14 protein-coding genes are annotated in these 19,564 nt (G+C 47.9%); 1 reads left to right on the top strand and 13 read right to left on the bottom strand.

Features of this window, described 5'->3' with window-relative positions:
- Positions 1 to 183 precede the first annotated feature (183 nt).
- From J3491_RS02055 to fmt, 8 genes are all read right to left on the bottom strand, one after another.
- Positions 184 to 1,125 carry a fatty acid desaturase family protein gene (locus tag J3491_RS02055; RefSeq protein WP_207969042.1) on the bottom strand — a complete coding sequence of 314 codons (942 nt, stop codon included), beginning with the start codon at positions 1,123 to 1,125 and terminating at the stop codon, positions 184 to 186.
- Between the two features lie 241 nt (positions 1,126 to 1,366).
- Positions 1,367 to 1,924, bottom strand: coding sequence for a GbsR/MarR family transcriptional regulator (locus J3491_RS02050; protein WP_243456030.1), 558 nt, complete (start codon positions 1,922 to 1,924; stop codon positions 1,367 to 1,369).
- Between the two features lie 298 nt (positions 1,925 to 2,222).
- On the bottom strand, positions 2,223 to 2,852 hold the full coding sequence (locus tag J3491_RS02045; protein ID WP_207969041.1) for an L-threonylcarbamoyladenylate synthase: 630 nt from the start codon (positions 2,850 to 2,852) through the stop codon (positions 2,223 to 2,225).
- An 89-nt stretch (positions 2,853 to 2,941) separates the two neighbouring features.
- Complete coding sequence (gene dprA / locus J3491_RS02040; RefSeq protein WP_207969040.1) at positions 2,942 to 4,174, bottom strand: DNA-processing protein DprA; 1,233 nt, start codon at positions 4,172 to 4,174, stop codon at positions 2,942 to 2,944.
- Positions 4,175 to 4,238: 64 nt separating this feature from the next.
- Complete coding sequence (locus tag J3491_RS02035; RefSeq protein ID WP_075101291.1) at positions 4,239 to 5,336, bottom strand: LysM peptidoglycan-binding domain-containing protein; 1,098 nt, start codon at positions 5,334 to 5,336, stop codon at positions 4,239 to 4,241.
- A gap of 341 nt (positions 5,337 to 5,677) precedes the next feature.
- Positions 5,678 to 7,099, bottom strand: coding sequence for a threonine synthase (thrC, locus tag J3491_RS02030; RefSeq protein ID WP_207969039.1), 1,422 nt, complete (start codon positions 7,097 to 7,099; stop codon positions 5,678 to 5,680).
- Positions 7,100 to 7,157: 58 nt separating this feature from the next.
- Entirely contained in the window at positions 7,158 to 8,732 is a 1,575-nt protein-coding gene (locus J3491_RS02025; protein ID WP_207969038.1) for a transcription antitermination factor NusB, read from the bottom strand.
- 85 nt (positions 8,733 to 8,817) lie between these two features.
- Positions 8,818 to 9,903, bottom strand: a complete 1,086-nt coding sequence (gene fmt, locus J3491_RS02020; RefSeq protein ID WP_207969037.1) for a methionyl-tRNA formyltransferase — start codon at positions 9,901 to 9,903, stop codon at positions 8,818 to 8,820.
- Positions 9,904 to 10,155: 252 nt separating this feature from the next.
- On the opposite strand from fmt, the gene J3491_RS02015 reads away from it, so the two are divergent.
- Positions 10,156 to 13,032: a response regulator gene (locus J3491_RS02015; RefSeq protein ID WP_207969036.1), complete on the top strand. Its 2,877-nt coding sequence runs from the start codon at positions 10,156 to 10,158 to the stop codon at positions 13,030 to 13,032.
- A 178-nt stretch (positions 13,033 to 13,210) separates the two neighbouring features.
- On the opposite strand, the gene J3491_RS02010 is transcribed toward J3491_RS02015, so the two are convergent.
- The 5 genes from J3491_RS02010 to yidC all read right to left on the bottom strand — a co-directional run bounded on the left by J3491_RS02010 (position 13,211) and on the right by yidC (position 19,411).
- Complete coding sequence (locus tag J3491_RS02010; protein ID WP_075101296.1) at positions 13,211 to 13,885, bottom strand: riboflavin synthase; 675 nt, start codon at positions 13,883 to 13,885, stop codon at positions 13,211 to 13,213.
- A gap of 514 nt (positions 13,886 to 14,399) precedes the next feature.
- Positions 14,400 to 15,455, bottom strand: coding sequence for a bifunctional diaminohydroxyphosphoribosylaminopyrimidine deaminase/5-amino-6-(5-phosphoribosylamino)uracil reductase RibD (gene ribD / locus J3491_RS02005; RefSeq protein WP_207969035.1), 1,056 nt, complete (start codon positions 15,453 to 15,455; stop codon positions 14,400 to 14,402).
- A 68-nt stretch (positions 15,456 to 15,523) separates the two neighbouring features.
- Complete coding sequence (gene nrdR / locus J3491_RS02000; RefSeq protein WP_058369796.1) at positions 15,524 to 15,982, bottom strand: transcriptional regulator NrdR; 459 nt, start codon at positions 15,980 to 15,982, stop codon at positions 15,524 to 15,526.
- 113 nt (positions 15,983 to 16,095) lie between these two features.
- A complete protein-coding gene (gene mnmE / locus J3491_RS01995; protein ID WP_243456038.1) occupies positions 16,096 to 17,553 on the bottom strand; it encodes a tRNA uridine-5-carboxymethylaminomethyl(34) synthesis GTPase MnmE in 1,458 nt (485 codons plus the stop codon).
- Positions 17,554 to 17,728: 175 nt separating this feature from the next.
- Entirely contained in the window at positions 17,729 to 19,411 is a 1,683-nt protein-coding gene (gene yidC / locus J3491_RS01990) for a membrane protein insertase YidC (RefSeq protein ID WP_207969033.1), read from the bottom strand.
- Positions 19,412 to 19,564: the final 153 nt, after the last annotated feature.

Raw genomic sequence — 19,564 nt, 5'->3', positions numbered from 1 at the left:
CTACTGGGATGAATTTTGCGCAGCCTCTGGGAACGCAGCACGCAAGTAAAATTTATACCAGTAGCGCGTTTAAATCCATAACAGTTTTACATTCATCTAACTATAAAAATGAAGACACGCTCTAGTGACCAGCACCTATAAAACAATCAACCTTCTTTCATCCATTTAGAGATCTACTCGTCTCTAAGCAAAACGCTTACGGATAGGGCACTCACTGTCATTACTGTTTTGATACTTGTCTTTTATGGCATTCCAGCAACGCTTAATGTGCTTTATAACAGTAGCGCGACTGGGTAGTACAGGCGCATTGGTCAAGTGAGGTGCGGCTGCGTCCAAACGCTTGGCAAGCGCTGGCAAATGGTTGGATGGTATCGCAGGAAACAAATGATGCTCTACGTGATACAGTAAATTAAATGTCAGCAGATTTACCAGAGGATTGCGCTCAGTGCGAGCTATCGTCTCGTCACAGTCATGATGCACGCCCCACACAGCGATGATACCGACACTGGCATTGGCCAACATCATCACCATAAGATGATATAATACTATCTGCCCAAGCACCGTAGACGCAGCAAACACGCTCATCATCAGAGCACCCATAATTACCAATGCCATCAACCCAAACTCTAGCCAAGCCAGCATCCTATGACGGCGACTGCTCAAGCGCAGCCCTTGACGGTAGATAGCCAACCGATACGTGATACCGCCGAGCAGCGCTTGCTGCCATGATGCCTTTGCCAAACGACCCTCAACGTCTTGGTCGCCTAATGGGTCTCGATGGTGCGCCATGTGAGTGGCTCGGATACTATGTAAGCTGGTCATCAATAGCACACTAAGCAGCAACAAAAGAGCAGTGGTCAGACGCCGACCTGCACCTAAACTATGGTGATAACCATCATGCGCTTGACGAAAAGCGGCGGCAAAAAACAGATAAGACGCACCGCACGCCAGTACATACCAAGACTGGCTAGCAAACCACCACGACAACAATAAAAACGGATAAGGCAAAATAATATTATAAGCGATCTGCCTACCAGTCAGCTGGCGCAGGTCTTGCCAGGCTATCGACCTCACCATATCCTTGACCGTTTGCTCTGTCTGACTCTGTGTGTTATTTGGTTTCATGTGCCACATCCATTTGTGATTGGTCTAAGACCTCTGTCTAAAACCTCTATAAGTTATCTTATTATTTTTATTTCTGTCAAAACAGAAATAAAAATTTAAATTTTTATGAGTTTATGTAGGGCGTGTCCTCTGTCGGCGTAAGCACCGCTCGCAAAAAGACTGAATACCAGTCGCGCTGTACCTGTTTACAGTAGATTAACTATCATTAAACCACGTACCATCGCTTGTTTAACACAGCCCATTAACGTAAGACTTTTTTTATACTACTACCCAACTTCAATATCTTTTTGAGTACACTGCTGGGCAATCGTAGCATCTCAGAAGACCACGTGGTCACTGTTTCGACGAATGCTTGTGTCTCACGAAGCCGAGCTTTTACGTCGCTGTTTTCGTGCTCAAACTCTGGGCTGTCTATGAGCGCCTGCAAAAACTGTACTGTCGGCTCAAGCTCACGCTTTTGACGCTCAATTACGATGATACGTGCCAACTCCCAAACGTCGGTATTGGTGGTAAAGTGATCGCGGCGGTCGCCCAGTATTGAGACCTTTTGTACCAGCCCCCAATGTTGTAGCTCTTTGAGGCTGTTTGAAACGTTTGAGCGTGCAACACCAAGCGTTTCAGTAATCTGCTCAGCATTTAAAGGCTTTCCAATGATAAACAATAACGCATGAATCTGCGACATGGTGCGATTGATGCCCCACTGCGAGCCCATCTCTCCCCAATGCAAAACGAATTTTTCAGTCACAGGATTTAGTTTCATAATTGATAGATACACGCTATTTTTTAAATTGATAACCATTGTCTATCTCCATACTGCGCTATTCTTTTATTTCTGTCAACAGTGAAATCACAAGACAATATGATGATATAGTGAGTTCATCATAAAAACGATACAGTGGGACTGGGATGAGTTTTATGCAGCATCGAGCAACGCAGTCACAGCACGCAAGGAAAATTTAGACCAGTTCCACGTTGATATATAATGTATCTGTTTTATTTAGAATCGACTATAAGACGATATATAGTTAGATTAATACAAAACCCAGTCCAACCTACTTATGCCGTGTGTCTGATTTTCTGTAAAGCATGAGTGGGCGCTAACGAATGATCAAACCTGTGCGCGCGTCACGGATTTGGCTCGGCAGCGTATATCCCAAGGTATCAGCCTGTAAGTAGCCGATTTGCTCAGAAAAATACGCATAAGCTTCAGAGAAAGTCATGGCAGGCGGCTGGCCTGAAGGGTTACAGCTGGTGGAGACCAGCAGACCAAAAGGGTTTTGCTCACTGACCAACTGCTGGCACAGCTGCTGGATAAGCGGATGAGAGATGACCCGTACCGCCACGGTTTGATGCTGGCCGGTTATCCAATGAGGGATACTGGTGCTTAGTGTTTGCGGAATAGGCAATAGCCATGTATGCGCTTGTTGATACTGCGGCTGGGTGTTGTCGCTGTCCGTCTGCCAGCTCGCCAAAATAGGCTGACGCTGAGCCTGTGTTAAAGGCGCAAGCAACGGCGCTAAACGCTCGGCACTATCGGTAATGACAATCATGCCTTTGGCGATTGGTCGCTGTTTGATGGTCAAGATGCGCTGTACGGCGGCTTGATTATAAGGGTCACAGCCGATACCCCAGACACTTTCGGTTGGATAAGCAAGTAGCTGGCCATTTTTTAGCCAAGTAGCAGCTTGGCTGACAGAGTCGGCCAAAACGGAGGAGAATGGTTTCATGATGAAGGTACAAAAAATAAAAAGGTAGAAACTTATCATACCACAGCAAAAAGCCAATCTAAGACAGCCACTCGCAAAAATAGCACTTTTTAAACACGCAAGTAACGCCCGCCTTGTACGCTGATGAGACCCAATAGCTCAAGCTCCATCAGCTGCCCGATCAAAACGGGTGCTTCAAGCGTGGTGGCCAGCAACAGCGCATCCAAATCTTGCCCATGCCAATCAAGCTGCTCATATATTGGCTGCAAGTGCTTGGGAACCACAGGGTCAGGGTGATGAGCTATCGTAGATGGCAGCAGGTTCTCTGCAGTATTGGCAACCTGTGCTGATGGTATGGCGTTATCATTATCAGAAGGTGTGCGTTTGTTCGGCGGCACGCGACTACCATAACCTATCTGGTGGCTAAGCTGACTGCTGACATCTTCAATAACCTGCTGAGGATGATAAATCAACGTCGCCCCTTCGCGTATCAAATGGTGGCAGCCTTCAGCATTGCTATTGTCAATATGACTTGGCACCGCAAAGACTTGCTTGCCTTGCTCTGAGGTCAAGCGCGCGGTAATCAGCGAGCCACTTTGAATAGTGGCTTCGGTGACGATAGTCGCTAGACTGAGTCCTGCGACCAAGCGATTACGGCGCGGAAAGGTATGCTTGTGCGGCGGCGTATGCGGTAGCAGCTCACTGATGATACAGCCGCCCTGCTCGATGATTTGACTAAATAGCTGGTCGTGGTGATTGGGATAATTGACATCAATTCCTGTGCCCATCACCCCGATCGTCCGGCCTTGATGGGCTAAATCTGTCTGTGCCAGTGCGCCTAGATGTGCGCGTTTATCCACCCCCATGGCCAGCCCGCTGGTGACAATGTAGCCTGCCTGCGCTAAGTACTGCGCCATATCAAAGGTGATTTTTTGTGCGTGGGCGGTGGGCTTGCGACTACCGACGATGGCGATTTGGGCTTGGTGTAGACGAGAGAGATTACCGCGATAAAATAACACAGGCGGCGGATCATAGATCTGTAGCAGCTGGGCAGGATAGTCCGCTTGATCGGCAAACAGTAATCCATAGCGCCCTTCTACGCGTGCTTGTTGGATTTTGTCGATATTAGCGCGTGTTTGCGCTGGCTGCTCATGGCGTTTGAGATGGGTATAATGAATACCCAGCTGCCGCCAAGCCTCTACTGTCGCCGTCCACGCCAGCTGCGCACTACCAAAGCTCGTCGTCAGCTTGTGATAAGCAGACAATGACGCATTCACCTCATACCACAGCGCCACTATGGCGCGCTGCTCGTCTGATAAAGAAGGAGTGACTGCTGTCATCATCGTTTGGCTCGCCTCCGCTAAGATCGGGTACTCATCTCAAAACCTTGTACTGTGTTTGGCGTGTTTATAAATATGGCGGCGGTAATAACTGATCACCGACATTCAGTGGCAGTTCAGAATCCAGTACATAGGCATAGCTGATATGTTCAAACGTATTAAAAACCATCAGCATCCCACTTGGCTCGTTTGGCAAACGCACTGGCGTATCATTGTCTCTGATATCACGCACCAACGGTCCTTTTTGGTACACAGTCAACACATCACCAGGTTTGGCACCATGCGTACTACCAAGGTTGATGGCGACCACGCTACCTTTTGCTGCGGAGCTGATCGAATCCATCACCCGTACGATCATACCGCCGCGACTGACGCTGGCTGGGGTTGGATAAAACACAGGCGGGATCGCATTGTCTAATTCTACAAATACCCGATCACCTTCGCGCACTTCTTTGCCATAGCTGTCTGTCAGTTGCAGGCTAGTGACGCCGTTGCTTTCTGTCGATGTTACTAGGCCTGTGGCCACTTGGGTAACTTCAAGACCGATGACTTTTTGGGTTTTTGGCTCGACGTACCTCTCACCTTCACGGTAGATGCCATAGCGTTGCCCCACGATCAGTGGTACGCCTTTGGCGTAGACCTTATCACCACTGGCGGTGATTAAGTTGCGGTTTTTAGAAGCCAAGATGTATGGCGTGGTATTAAAATCTTGTGGATCGACGATGATGGTCTTATCGAGCCAATGCTGAATCGCTGACCAAGGAATAGGAGGGATACTGTTGGCCGTTGAGGTCACAGTGACCGCACTGGCGGTAACATCACCCATCAGCTGCTTTTCGATTCCTGCACAGCCTTCACCCGTATCGACACCGACCAAGGTTTTACCCTGAATCACGCACAAAATAAGGATGTCGTTTGGGTAGATCAGATGCGGGTTTTTGATTTGTTTATTGGTTGCCCAAATATCTTTCCAGCGCCATGGGCTGTCTAAGTAGCGCCCAGAGATATCCCATAAGGTATCGCCTTTTTTGACGATGTAGCGATTGGGGGCATCGGCTTTGATGGTAGGTGGTGGATTATTGGCGTGGGCAGTACTCATTAGCATGGCACTGCTAAATGTCGTGATCAACAGTGCTTTTGCTATCTTTTTTAAGCTCATCTTCATTGTTATATCCACAATATGTACCGCTGTCGCCGCCTTAACAAACCCTACTTACGTCTATACCTGTCAAGTCCTTCGATTATATATTCGTAGAGACTCAGCGCAGTTTACAGACACAGCAATGCAATTATTATGACGCCTATTGGGCAGCTGTTTTTTGTAATTGACTGATGTTTATGGCTAAAAAAGCGTCTAGCACGATGAAGACCTGCCGACGCTGTTTCTCATATTACAATTATATCTACCATAACACAATCATAAACACTTTATTACAATGGCGTAACCTTTATGTGGATGATTTCCTAGATTTACTTTTTACAATGAGCGTTAAATACCTCTATTAATTACGCTGGATTTGCCGTTACATGTTGACGAATTTGTTCAGCGACCAGCTCAGGGTCGTTGTTTAATACCACGACATGCTGCGGCAAATCCTCTAGCCCCTCGGTATGGGCTGGACGAGCAATCTCTATTTGCCCAACAGCTTCAACAATGGTATCGGCAAACTTCACAGGCAAAGCAGTCTCGGCACATACGATAACTTCGCCTGCGCGTTGTAGTTCTTTAGCGACTTTAATACCGTCGGCAGTGTGCGGATCGACCAACTCACCATGCTGCTCATAAAGCGCCTTGATGGTCTGTAAGCGGTCGCTATGCGTCGATTTGCCAGCGGCAAAACCGTAACGTGTGTTAACTGCTTCCATCAAATCAGACAAATCAAATCCTTGGCCGGCTTTCACCCCTTCAAATAGCTCATGGACGCGCGCGCTGTCTTTATCGAGCAGTAAATAGACAAAACGCTCAAAGTTAGAGGCTTTTGAGATATCCATCGATGGGCTAGAGGTCACGTAAGTCTGCTCAGCTGGGCGCGGCTGGTAGGCACCTTGATTAAAGAAATCATTGAGCACATCGTTTTCGTTGGTGGCGACGATAAGGCGATCGACTGGCAGCCCCATCTCACGAGCAATATGACCGGCACAAATATTGCCAAAATTGCCCGATGGTACGCTAAAGCTGATTTTTTCGTCATTGCTTGTGGTGACGGCAAAATAGGCTTTAAAGTAATACACAATTTGCGCCAGAATACGGCCCCAGTTGATCGAGTTCACCGTACCGAGATTATAAGCGGCTTTGAATGCCGCGTCCTGTTGCAGCGCTTTGACGATATCTTGACAGTCATCAAACATACCGTCGATGGCGATATTATGGATATTGTCATCAGTCAAACTATACATCTGCGCACGCTGAAACTCACTCATCTTGCCATACGGTGACAGCATAAAGACTTCGATGTTTTCTTTACCGCGTAGCGCATACTCCGCGGCACTACCCGTATCACCACTGGTGGCACCAATGATGGTAATCCGCGCGCCTTTCTTTTTTAGCACGTATTCAAAGGCATTGCCCAAAAACTGCATAGCTACGTCTTTAAATGCCAGCGTCGGACCATTGGACAATCCCAAAATATACAGGTCGTCTTCAAGTTTGCGGACAGGGACAATCTCATCAGAGCCAAAGACGTCAGCGGTATAAGTACGCTCGATGATATCTTGCAAATCAGTGGCCGGGATATCCGTGGCAAAACGCTGCATAATCGCCATGGCAAGCTGCGGATAGCTCAGCGTGCGCCATTCATCAAGGGTAGCGCTATCAATGCTCGGATACTGCTCAGGCAGCATCAAACCGCCATCTGGCGCAAGCCCCATCAAAAGCACATCACTAAAATCCATCGGTGCTGTCTGACCACGGGTACTGATATATTTCATGAGATTGTCCTGTCTACAATGATTTTTTTCAATATTTAAAACGGTTTATTCAGCAGTTTTATGCCATTGTTTTCTGTAGCAGCGCATAATAAAAACCATCGCCACCCTCGCGATCTATCGGCAAGCACTGACGCCCGATCGCCTGTTCGATACCCCAACTACACGCCTCGGTAAACGCAACCACCGCCGCATCGTCATGACGACTGACAAAGTCTTGCATTTGCAGGACGTTTTCTTGCTTTAAAATAGAGCAAGTCACATATAACAAGTAACCGCCGACTTTGAGCTGTGGCCATAGGTTTTGCAATATTTCTGCTTGCAATAACGCAGTCTGCTCGACATCCTCTTCGGTACGCAAAATGCTGATATCTGGATGACGACGAATCACGCCGGTCGCCGTACAGGGCGAATCCAGTAATATAGCATCAAATACGCCGCTGTTTTTAGCAGAATATTGCTTTTTAGACGCACCAGTGCTGCGCCAGCGGGTTGCATCGGCGCAGACGATATCTAGGGCGATATCATTGCTACTTTGTGCCAAGTCTGTCTGGGTAAAGTTAAGACGCTTTAGGTTGTCATAAATACGCTCGATGCGCGATGCTTCATTATCGATAGCGGTGAGCTTGATGCCCGTAGGCGCTGATGTCGCCGCTGTATTGTCTTGTTTCACGTGAAACAAGACTGACGCATCTTCAGAGCTCAACAATTCTAGCCAATGCGCCAGTTTGCCCCCAGGTGCCGCGCAAGCATCTAGGATATGCAGCTCATGATTATCCAAGCCCGCCTGAGAGTTATCAGCACTCACCTTACTCATCAAAGCACGATGAATAATCGGTGCTGCAAGCTGTGCGTGCATGTCTTGTACACTCACGATGCCGTCAGCGAAGTCAGGCAAGGCGCTGACAGCAGTGCTTTGGCGTAGCCGCAGACCTGTAGTCGCTAGGGTGAGGGGTGCAGCGTTAGAGGCACTGGGTAGACAAAAACCCGTGCTAAGCTCGGTCAACTCTGTCTCAATCTCTGCCCCGTCTAGCACTTCTTGATACTCTGCAACTGAGGTGGTCGCCGCGTTTACTCGTAAAAACATCGGGGCTGACTGCCGCAGTCCTTGTGTCAGCGCATCATACTGCTCGCTCCAGTCTTGCTTGAGCTGATAAGCAAGCCAGTTCGGCAGGCTGTGGTTTTTATTGCATTTTTTGCGAAACTTATTGGGGTTTTTGGCGACCTTGCGCAGGATGGCATTGATAAGACCAGTCGCATGAGCAAAGCCGACCTCTTTTGCCGCCTCCACCGTTTCGTGTATCGCGGCGTGGTCAGCGACTTCTAAATACAGTAGCTGCACCAGACCGACCTGAATGGTGGTACGAACCTCGACTTCATCGATAGGGTTGTCCGCCAAGCTATCCAGCAGCCGCGCCAGCGCATGCCACTGGCGTAAGGTCGTCAAAAGTAGCGCATGGGCAAACCCTTTATCACCATCGTGCAAGCTATTAAGCAAAGGATCAAGAACGCTTGCCAACGACTGCCCATTTTGAATGGCCAACAAGGTACGTATGACTCGTACGCGGACACTGCCATTCATAATCAGGTTGCTTGAGGGTTTATGGTTTTTAGACGCAGGGCTGGGATGTCTCATTGAGTTGCTGTTCCTTGACGTATGCGCGATAGCGTCTGATAAAAGTTAGATAACTTATAACTAAAGTACATGAAGCTTAATTGAATTAGTTTGATTCTTTGGTGAACTGGTCGCCATCATTTAATTGGTTGCCATGGCAGACTTGCTCTGCTGTCATCGGCTTGCCACCTGCAAACTGCAGATGGGTAATGGCCAATGTCCCGCTCGCCTGCTCAGTATGACTGGCCGCCAAGCTATCGTCTTTGCCACAAGCGACCAATATCGCTTTGCGTCCGACACTGATGATGGTGCCAGCGGGCAGATCGGTTTGCTGCGAGGGGTTGACCGGTAGGCTGGCCAAAATCTTCACACGCTGACCATTGAAAAAAGTATAAGCGCCTGGCCACGGTGTCAGACCACGAATTTGACGCTCAATCATCGCCGCCGATTGTGCCCAGTCAATCTCGCCTTCGGTTTTGACAAGCTTTTCGGCGTAATTGGCTTGACTGTCATCTTGCGCGACGGCTTGGGCTTGGTAGTGCGCCAAATCCTTTAACACAGTACCGATGGCGTCCGCGCCCAATGTTGCTATTTTGTCGTGTAGGCTGGCTGCCGTGTCATCAGCGGTGATAGGCGCACTGACTTTGTAGAGCATATCACCGGTGTCTAGTCCCTGATCCATCTGCATAATGGTAACGCCAGTTTCACTATCGCCTGTCAAGAGCGCACGATGAATGGGCGCTGCACCACGCCAGCGCGGCAGTAGCGAAGCATGAATATTAAGACAGCCATAAATGGGTATCGTCAGTACGCCCACAGGTAGTATCAGCCCATAAGCGGCGACAATCATCACATCGGGCTGATAGCTACGCAGCGTCTGGCGGGCTGCCATGCCTTCGGTGCTCGATTTTTTAAAAGTCGGTGGCTGCTCTACCACGATATCATGGGCGAGCGCCGCTTGCTTGACCGCTGAGGCGGCCAGTTTTTGCCCGCGGCCCGCTTTGCGATCAGGCTGGGTATAAACCGCCACAACCTCTATGTTGAGTGCTTGTTGCTGGGCAATGAGCGACTCGAGGCTGACCGCCGCAAACTCAGGCGTCCCAGCAAACACCACACGTAATGGTGTGCTAGAAGTCGTGTCGGCAAGGCTAGATGAGGGGGATAACTTAGAAGCAGGAGCAATTGTCGTCATAATCATGCATTATATAGGGTTCGGTGCTTCATTATAGGTGAGTTTGGCGTATTGTGCCATGATTGTAACCGCGCCTACCCAGCGTTACTTACGAGGTCTTTTCGCTTTATAATAGGCGCTATAGACAATAAAACAGCGATTGTTTTGCTATAAATAACCGTCATTGGTTATATTAAAGATATTGACTGCTTTATCATGGTAGTGGTCATGCCACATTTATCCTGCCAAGTGACGATATAGGACCTCGCTTTCATGCAACAGTTTCAGTCCTTACAGCGCTTATTGTTATTTTATGCCCTAACATTGCTGGTGATGCTAGTACTGTATTATGTTATGTTGTTTGATGGTATGAGGCAGTATCAACAGCAGCACAGCGTCGATACTTTTTTTACCTTACAACACGAGCTCACTGAGCATGCTGTGCTACGAAACGATGAGCTAAAGGGAGTTTTGACGCATCCGGCACTTAACGGCATCAGCTATCAGCTTATCTTTATGCTGCCCTCCGGACAGACCTACATTCATCGTGATACCCGTCCGAACGAGCCTGCATTTTCGACAGTGACGTTCCCGACTGTCAGAGCCTCTGCTCAGAATAATGGCGCTTATACGCTCAATGCGCGCAATCTGACAGGCACCATTGAGCTAGATAGTGGCCATCAGATATATATGATATTGCGTCATAAGCCGCTTGATATCGACTGGATCTCTTATAAATACTGGTTGCCACTGATGGCAGCCATTGGGTTGTTTATCACTGCACTACTATACATGCTCAAACGCCGCACCAACTGGGAGCAGCTATTACGTTATACGGATAATTTGAGTGACAATGCAAAAGAGGCCTATACCCCGCCGCCATTTTTAGAAAGCCAATCGACTGGGGAATTTTTACGCTTAGGTCATGCGCTCGGCCGTATCAACTATCAGCTACACAACGACTATCGGCGTATCAAAACCCTCAAGCACCGTCTTGAGCGCCTGATTGAGCAAGCACCATTACCGATGGCAATGATCATGCGCCACGGTCAAATCAGTTTTTTTAACCAGCGTTTTGAACAAGTCTTTATCAGACCTGCGCACAGCAGTGGCAACGAGCAGCTGACAGACTTTGTCGCTGGCAAAGACAACCCCACCCAACGACTGCTACAAAGACTGGTCAATCTGCGCGTCACGCGTACGCTAACGGTGCTAGGAATAAAAGACCAACAAACCTATCAGCTGCATGTGACGCCATGGTTTGGTGAGCATGGACAGGTGCATGGATTTACCGTTTTTATCAATAATATCAATGAGCTGGCCAACCAAACAGAGCAGCTACGGCTAAAAAGCCAACAATTACAACAAAAAATCGATGAGTTTAGCGAGCTGCGCTCCATCATGGGGCATAAGCTGCGCCTACCGCTGGAGTCTTTGATAGACACACTCGAGCCTATCGACCCTAGCACCTTGACCGATAAACAAAACCACACGCTTGAGACACTGATAAAAACCAGTCACTATATGCTCACCACGCTCAACGACATGCTAGATATCGGCGATATAGAGGTTCGAAAAACCCGCCTGAGCATAGCGTCTGTCGATATTTATAAGCTTGGGCAAGAAGTGGGTGACGCGGCCGTAGATCATGCGCGCCAGCAGGGGCTAGAGCTTATTTATTTCTTTGATCCAGAGTGTCCACGTGTGATCGATACAGATCATACACGCCTGCGCCAGATACTCTTAAATCTACTTCATAATGCGATCAAGTTTACTCCCTCAGGTTACATCGCCTTGGCGATCGATGCTATCAGTCCTGAGCAAGTATCTCAAATCAATAAAGGCAGCCTACTACCGATCAATGAACAGGTAAAAGCGCAGCAGCCGCACTACTGGGTACGTTTTAGTATCAAAGACTCAGGCACAGGTATCGATATCGCCAAACAGCATCAGTTATTGAGTTATTTTAATAAACAAAGCCCGTCCCTTCAGCAACACAAAAACCTCGCTTATCACCACAGTATCGAAGCGGGTTTGGGCTTAAATAACGTCAATAGTTTTGCCCGTTTGCTTGGCGGTTTTATTGAGCTAAAAAGCGCGGTCAATAAAGGCAGCACCTTTAACCTCTATCTGCCTTGTCGGCAGCCAAGTTATCAGCCGATTTATCACCCACACCAGCACTTACAACATATTCATCTTATCGCCGTGGTCAACCAGACCTTGCTGGCCGATTACTTGCGCCGTTTATGCCACTATTTGTCGATTCCAGCGACGATCTATACCGATGTTGATAGTGCCACCATCGAGCACTTGGCCGAGCGGCTTGGCAAAGACGCCCAGAGCCTAGCGCCCGTCTTGTTATTGGATTATGAATACTACACTGACAGCGCCGCCATAAACCCCTCTGACCCAGTGGCAGAGCAAAGTGACAAACTGTCCGCCGAGACCTCTATCAACGAATCGAAGACCGCACCAAAGGGCCTTGCATCAAAGACACAGGCAACCAAAGAGCGCCTGATACTGGCCAGCAACGATAGACGCCAAGCACTACATGACTTATTGTCTAAAAAATCACTGCCTAAGGTTTTGTGTAGTATGAAGCCTGAGCGCCGTATTCCTTCTGCCTTGCTGGATCAATGCGATGGCTTTTTATTAAAACCTTTAGAGAGCGCCCTCCTGCTCTCTGAGCTGACGCGACTGACGCTACCTGTTCGGCAAACATTGAGCACCCAAACGCCAAAAAACGACATGACGGTGGCCACGCCCCTACACAAGGATGACGTAGAGCCGCTGATACTGGTGGTAGAAGACAGCCCAACCAATCAAAAAATCGCCTGTAAAATCTTAAGTAAACTGGGTTATCGCAGTATCGTAGCAGAAGACGGCCAACAAGCGCTTGAGCAGCTAAAGGCGCAGCGGGAGGATATCTCACTTATTTTAATGGATTGCCGTATGCCAGTCATGGACGGGCTACAAGCCACGCAAGCGATTCGCGCGCAAGGGGATGATATTGCAATCGTCGCCCTAACCGCGAACAGCTCAGACGAGGATCGCGACGCTTGTATACAAGTGGGTATGGACGAGTTTTTATCCAAACCTATCAATAAAACAAAGCTCGAGGCTGTGCTACAACATCTGATAAAACACTAAAATTCCGCTTACTATATCTGTATCTGTATCTATATCCAAAAAAATAGCGGGTTAATATCAAAATATTAACCCGCTACCTGACTGGCCTTTGTGCGCATCGTATAGTAAAAACAAGGCTGGTTAATCAATGCCTGACTCTTTTATCTAGAATCCACGATACCTACGCTTTAGCTTGTCACTACTTCATAAAGCCATTATCGGCTAAGAATGCCTCGGTAATTTGACTTTGCGGACTTGGTGCGTTTATGTCACCAGCTTGCGACTTATTTAATAGGCGTTCTAGATAGCGGGCGACGATATCTACCTCGATATTTACCTTACTGCCGACTAGCCAGTGTTTGGCGATATTGGTCACTTGCGCCGTGTGTGGGATGATATTGAGGCAAACCACACTATCACGTACTAGGTTGGTGGTTAGACTGATGCCATCGACGGTGATAGAGCCTTTGGTCGCGGTATAATGCGCCAACTCCTTGGGTATCTCAATCTCGATATAGATAGAGCGCGCGTCTTGTTGTAGTTTACTAACGCGGCCGACCCCATCGACATGACCTGCAACGATATGACCACCAAAGCGCGTGGTGGGTAGCATCGCTTTTTCCAAATTGACGATATCCCCAGGCTTTAGGGTTTCCAATGCAGTACGAGCAATCGTTTCACGTGAAACATCGACAGAGTAAGATTTATCGCCAATCTCTACCACAGTGAGGCAGATACCATTTGAGGCAATAGAGTCGCCTAATTTGACATCACTAAAGTCTAGCTCGCTTGACTCTATCGTCAAGCGTATGTCACCGCCGGTAGGCTGCATGGACGTGACTTTTCCAACACTTTCTATAATTCCAGTAAACATAGAAACCTCGTATCCTAATTTTTTGCTGTTATGAGCGTTTAACAATAGTGACGATTATTACAATGGCGTCCAATAGATGATAAATGTTAAATGATGACTACTTATCAATAGACAATGAATGAGCATTGCTTTTATCTAAATATTTCCTAAAAGCACTGTCTTTTAAGCGTGTAAGGGGATAAGTTGTGGATAAGTAACAATAAATCAAGCCCGTCTGCGATAAATCCTTGTTTTATACAAAGTTATCCACAAACCTTTGCATTTTTACTATTACGCTATCAACGGCATAATATCAACGTAAGTATATGATTTTTATAGATTATTAATAAAACAAACAGTAAACAAGGGCCTTTTTAGTTTCACATGAAACAGAGTTATACACAGTTTCATGTGAAACAGGTGTACCCTTCAGGCAACGCCACTATCTAGATAACTATTTAACCCCTTATCTATCAAGCAGGTATCTTGACCTTAATATCCAAGGCTTGTGGATAAGGTGTTTATAACTTATGGTCTATAAAGGATACAACGTCAGCTTAAGGTCAGGGCCGAGTTGCTCATGGCTGCTTACTTTGAAACGTAATTGTTCAGATAAAGACAGCGGATGAAAATTCACCATCGGCTGCGCCGCTGCACCCAACAGACAAGGCGCTTGATAAACAATCAGCTCATCTACCAGCTGTTGGCATAAAAAGCTACCTGCGACGCTAGCACCCGCCTCTACCAATACATCATAGCATTGATGCTCACTGACCAGATGCCTTAACAGCTCGGCTAAATCGTCCTTACGCCAATAAAGCGTATCTGCGCGGCGGCATAGTTGGTATTCTGATTGCGCGTTGTGCGCTAAGCGCTGACGTCTATCGAGTACGACCACCTTAGGCGTAGGGACTTGCTCAGCCGGCACGCCCAACTGAGTAGAGCGCACGTTGAGCTGTGGATCATCAGTGACGATGGTCTCACTGCCAGTGATAATTGCCCCACTTAGGGCGCGAAGCTTTTGTACGTCCTCACGAGCCGCTACCGAGGTGATCCATTTTGACTCGCCTGTCGCCATCGCAGTACGGCCATCGAGACTGGTGGCAATCTTAAGCCGAACGTAAGGCATTTGAGTGCGCATCGCCTTTAAAAATCCGCGGTTTAATGCTTCTGCTTGCTCTGTCAGGACGCCCACTGTCACATCGATACCGGCCTGCTCTAACAGCTGTACACCGCGCCCCGCTACTTGCGGGTTTGGGTCAAGGCCTGCAATCACTACGCGCTGTACGCCTGCCTCTATCAAACCTAAAGCACAAGGCGGCGTACGTCCTGTATGGCTACAAGGCTCTAAAGTTACATAGGCGGTGGCACCAACCGCTTGCGCACCTGCGTCTTTGAGGGCAAACACCTCTGCATGAGGCTGGCCTGCCTTAGGATGAAACCCTTGCCCGACCACCATTCCTGCCTGAACAATCACGCAGCCTACCGCAGGATTGGGTCTTGTGGTGTATAATCCTTGCTTAGCTTGCTCAATCGCCAGCATCATAAAATAGCGGTCTTGTGCAGCTTGCGTGTGGTTAGAATTCGACATAAGTATTGGCTTCATTTATAAAGAATATGTAGGGTGTGTTGAACATTCACCCATGGCACTGACAGAGACTATTTTTCATTGGGGCGAATATTGGCAATCTCTTGATGAAACGCATCGATATCCTGAAAATCGCGATACACACTGGCAAAGCGTACATAAGCGACATCGTCCAGTGTCTTTAGCTCACTCATGATGATCTCGCCTAGCACCTTACTACTAATCTCGCGCTCCCCCATTTGCCTGACGCGCTTTTCGATTCGGCTAATCATTGCCTCTTGCTCATCAATGGTGATGGGGCGCTTTTGTAGCGGCAACAAAATAGAACGGCGCAGCTTTTCATTATCATAAGGCTCAATCTTGCCGCTAGATTTAATGATACGCGGCATCACCACCTCCACCATCTCAAAGGTGGTAAAGCGCTCTTGGCAGCTATTGCACGAGCGGCGGCGACGCACCTGCGCACCCTCTGCCGCCAGACGCGAGTCAATCACTTTGGTATCTGACGCGTTACAGTAAGGGCAGTGCATAGCGTTTCCTTATTTTGATATTAAGAATACATGGCGTCATTTATGAGGCTGAGTTTGATAGCTGACGTACTTTTAAAAGTTAATACGCGAACTTAAATAGCCAATCAGTAGCATTATTTGCCGATACAAAAACTACCAAATATCTTACCTAGTAAGTCATCAGCACTAAACTCTCCGGTGATCTCACCGAGGCTTAGTTGTGCTTGGCGCAAGCTCTCAGCCACCAACTCCCCTGCCTGAAAGACCGTCAGTTGCTCATGCGCCTCTGTTAAGTGCCCAGCTGTCCGTCTGAGCGCATCTATATGACGCGTACGGGCGATGAGACTATTCTCTGGTGGATGAAAACCAACCTTAGCACATAATGTTTCGATCAATGTCTCGATACCAGCGCCTGTTTCACATGAAACATTGACTTGCTCATAACCACGCTGAGTGATTTCGTTTTGTGAGTTGGCCTTTTGCGCTTTATCGTGGGCATCAGTGAGTAAGTCACTTTTATTGGCGATAATCAGTAGTTTTTTGGCATCTGGGAGCTTACCAAATAGCTGCTCTGCCAGCTGTAGCGGTGTGCTATCCTCTGCAAGGTCGCGGCTGACATCGTAGACCATCAGCAGCATATCGGCTTGCGTGATCGCGGTACGCGCGCGCTCAATTCCGATGCGCTCGACAGTGTCGTCGGTATCGCGAAGCCCAGCGGTATCGGTGAGATGCAAGGTCAGGCCGTTGAGGACGACGGTCTCTTGTAGCGTATCTCGCGTGGTGCCTGCCACATTGGTTACGATGGCGCGCTCTTGCCCAGCCAGACGATTAAGCAAGCTTGATTTTCCTGCATTAGGCCGCCCTGCCAACACCACATGAATCCCATCGCGTAAGAGCTGGCCTTGTTTTGCCGTTGCCAGTACTTGCTGGATTTTATCTTGTGTTTGCTCAAGCTTGTCTTGAATCACGCCATCCGATAAAAAATCAACGTCCTCTTCATCAGGGAAGTCGATGGCAGCCTCGACATGCAAACGCAAATGAATAAGCTGCTCTAATAGCTGATTGATCTTTTGCGAAAACTCCCCGCTGAGCGAGCGGATGGCACTACTGGCAGCTGCGGCACTGGTTGCATCAATGGCATCAGCGATTGCTTCTGCTTGCACCAGATCCAATTTATCATTATCAAAGGCGCGGTAAGAAAACTCCCCTGCACCCGCTTGCTTGGCACCCAGCTCAAACACGCGGGCGAGCAGCTGGTTTTGCAAAATCATGCCACCATGTCCTTGCAACTCGATCACATCTTCACCTGTAAACGAGTGCGGGCCTTTGAAGTACAGCACCAGGCCTTCATCGACGATGGTACCATCCGCTTGATAAAATCGGCAAAAACTGGCCATGCGCGGTATAAATGCTGTCTTGCCCGTCAGCTGACACGCAATGTCGTAGGCACGCGCACCTGATAGCCGTATCACGCCGACACCGCCGCGCCCAAGCGGCGTCGCAATGGCAGCAATCGTAGCCAATCCTGATGGATTAGACGTATTAGATGTAGCAGGTACGGCTTGCGCCAGCTCAAAAGAATCCACAATCATTCTCATTAGTTAAAAGCCCCATTATAGACGGCTAAAGAGCGACTGACAAAGCCAAACTTAATATAGCAAATCTTGCGTTTACCGATGTATGACAAAGTGATTGTAAAATACTAATAAATAAAAAAACCACCGCCGCTGCGATGGTTTTTAGTAATAATTAACAATGTGAAGAAACTTAATCGAGTACCTTAGCGGTACGACGTTTTTGCTCTTCTTCAACTTTTCTGTTGACGATATATTGCTGCGTCATACTAAACAAGTTGTTCACCGTCCAATAAAGCACCAAACCTGCTGGGAAGAACAGCATAAAGGCGGTAAAGATAATTGGTAAAAACTTCATTACCTTCGCTTGCATCGGATCAGCTGGCTGCGGATTGAGCTGCTGCTGTACAAACATCGATGCACCCATCAACAGTGGTAGGATAAACCAAGGATCCATCGCCGAGAGATCTTGAATCCACAAAATCCAAGGCGCGTGACGCAGCTCCACACTCTCAACCAATACCCAGTACAAGGCTAAGAAAATCGGCATTTGCAGCAAGATAGGCAAACAACCCGCCATCGGATTGACTTTTTCTTCTTTATATATTGCCATCATCTCTTGCGACATTTTCATGCGATCGTCGCCATGCTCTTCTTTTAGTGCCTGCAGTTTCGGGGCGATAGCACGCATCTTCGCCATCGAATAGTAACTTTTATTCGAAAACCACATAAGAGCAATCTTCACCAAAATCGTCAGAACAATAATGGACCAACCCCAGTTGCCAATGACTTTATGAATGCCATCAAGAATCGCAAACAAAATCTTAGATATTGGCCACAACAACCCATAGTCAACGGTCTGATTCAAACCCTCAGCGACTTCTTTAAGCTCAGACTGCACCTTTGGTCCTGCGTACAAAGTTGCATTGAGCGTCACTTGCTTGTTTGGCGCGACATTGACGGGCTGGCTATTAAAGCCGATAAAGTAGTCGTTACCTGACTCGCGGCTAAAGAACTTACCCGTGAAGTTGTCAGGCGTCCAAGCAGAAACAAAGTAATGCTGCACGATACCCACCCAGCCTTTGTCACTGGTAGTGGTCAGCTCACCATCGTTGAACTTGCCAAACTTTAGCTTATTATAAGGGTCATCAGGCGTACCCCAAGCACCGCCTAGATAAGTCGCCATGCTAAGCGCGCCTTTATCAGACATACCAGGATCTTTGCTGTCATCACGCTTGAGCTGCGCAAACATTTGCCCTTGCCACGCATCATTAGAAGCGTTTTGGATTTGATAACTGATATCGATCGGATATTTATCTTGGGTAAAGGTAAAGGTCTTGGTGATCGTTACGCCATCTTTTTTGTAAGTGAGCGGTACCGATAGCGTCTGCTGGCCTGCTTCCATCACATAGTTATTGGCAGTGTGGCTATAAACTGCGCGACCCTCTGCTGTGTCGATACCATCTTGACCAATCAGACCCGACTGCGCCACATATACCCGACTGTTATTATTCTCTAATAACACAAAAGGCTTATCGCTATCGAGCGTTGCATCATACTGTTTGAGCGCAGCATAGACGATATCGCCGCCTTCTGGATTGATTTTTATATCATAGCGATCTGTGATGACTGTGATTAGACCTGCGTCTTTTACTGGCGCGTCAGTAACGCCGCTCGCATCTACAGGCATCGTCTGTACTGGAATGTCACCTGCTGCATCAGTGGTAGACGGGATGTCAGCACCCACTGAGGTGATGGTTTCTGGCACCGTATCTACAGCTGGCGCATCGGCATAATCATCTCGCCATGCCAAAATCAGCAGATAAGCGGTGATTAGCATCGCAATGATGATCATCACCCGAAATATCTTTTGCATAAATCTTTCCTAGATTGAAAAAATTAGGGAATGAAAAATCAGGCATGTATCATGACCACCGCACAGTATTCACCCGTGTTTGAAGCGGCAATATCAGTAGTCAATCACATAAAATGTTCATCATTTTACTAAAAAACCGCTCTAAATGATACA

Origin of the sequence: Psychrobacter halodurans (genome assembly GCF_017498075.1) — a bacterium.
Taxonomy (GTDB): domain Bacteria; phylum Pseudomonadota; class Gammaproteobacteria; order Pseudomonadales; family Moraxellaceae; genus Psychrobacter; species Psychrobacter celer.
Note: the sequence above shows the minus strand (reverse complement) of the source record. Positions and strands in the feature narration are given on the sequence as shown.

Bases quoted from the DNA above. Each gene is read 5' to 3' on its own strand.
- yidC (WP_207969033.1), bottom strand. From the start codon at position 19,411: ATGCAAAAGATATTTCGGGTGATGATCATCATTGCGATGCTAATCACC.
- J3491_RS02025 (WP_207969038.1), bottom strand. From the start codon at position 8,732: ATGAGACATCCCAGCCCTGCGTCTAAAAACCATAAACCCTCAAGCAAC.
- nrdR (WP_058369796.1), bottom strand. From the start codon at position 15,982: ATGCACTGCCCTTACTGTAACGCGTCAGATACCAAAGTGATTGACTCG.
- J3491_RS02045 (WP_207969041.1), bottom strand. From the start codon at position 2,852: ATGAAACCATTCTCCTCCGTTTTGGCCGACTCTGTCAGCCAAGCTGCT.
- J3491_RS02015 (WP_207969036.1), top strand. From the start codon at position 10,156: ATGCAACAGTTTCAGTCCTTACAGCGCTTATTGTTATTTTATGCCCTA.
- J3491_RS02050 (WP_243456030.1), bottom strand. From the start codon at position 1,924: ATGGTTATCAATTTAAAAAATAGCGTGTATCTATCAATTATGAAACTA.
- dprA (WP_207969040.1), bottom strand. From the start codon at position 4,174: ATGATGACAGCAGTCACTCCTTCTTTATCAGACGAGCAGCGCGCCATA.
- J3491_RS02055 (WP_207969042.1), bottom strand. From the start codon at position 1,125: ATGAAACCAAATAACACACAGAGTCAGACAGAGCAAACGGTCAAGGAT.
- fmt (WP_207969037.1), bottom strand. From the start codon at position 9,903: ATGACGACAATTGCTCCTGCTTCTAAGTTATCCCCCTCATCTAGCCTT.
- J3491_RS02035 (WP_075101291.1), bottom strand. From the start codon at position 5,336: ATGAAGATGAGCTTAAAAAAGATAGCAAAAGCACTGTTGATCACGACA.
- J3491_RS02010 (WP_075101296.1), bottom strand. From the start codon at position 13,885: ATGTTTACTGGAATTATAGAAAGTGTTGGAAAAGTCACGTCCATGCAG.
- mnmE (WP_243456038.1), bottom strand. From the start codon at position 17,553: ATGATTGTGGATTCTTTTGAGCTGGCGCAAGCCGTACCTGCTACATCT.
- ribD (WP_207969035.1), bottom strand. From the start codon at position 15,455: ATGTCGAATTCTAACCACACGCAAGCTGCACAAGACCGCTATTTTATG.
- thrC (WP_207969039.1), bottom strand. From the start codon at position 7,099: ATGAAATATATCAGTACCCGTGGTCAGACAGCACCGATGGATTTTAGT.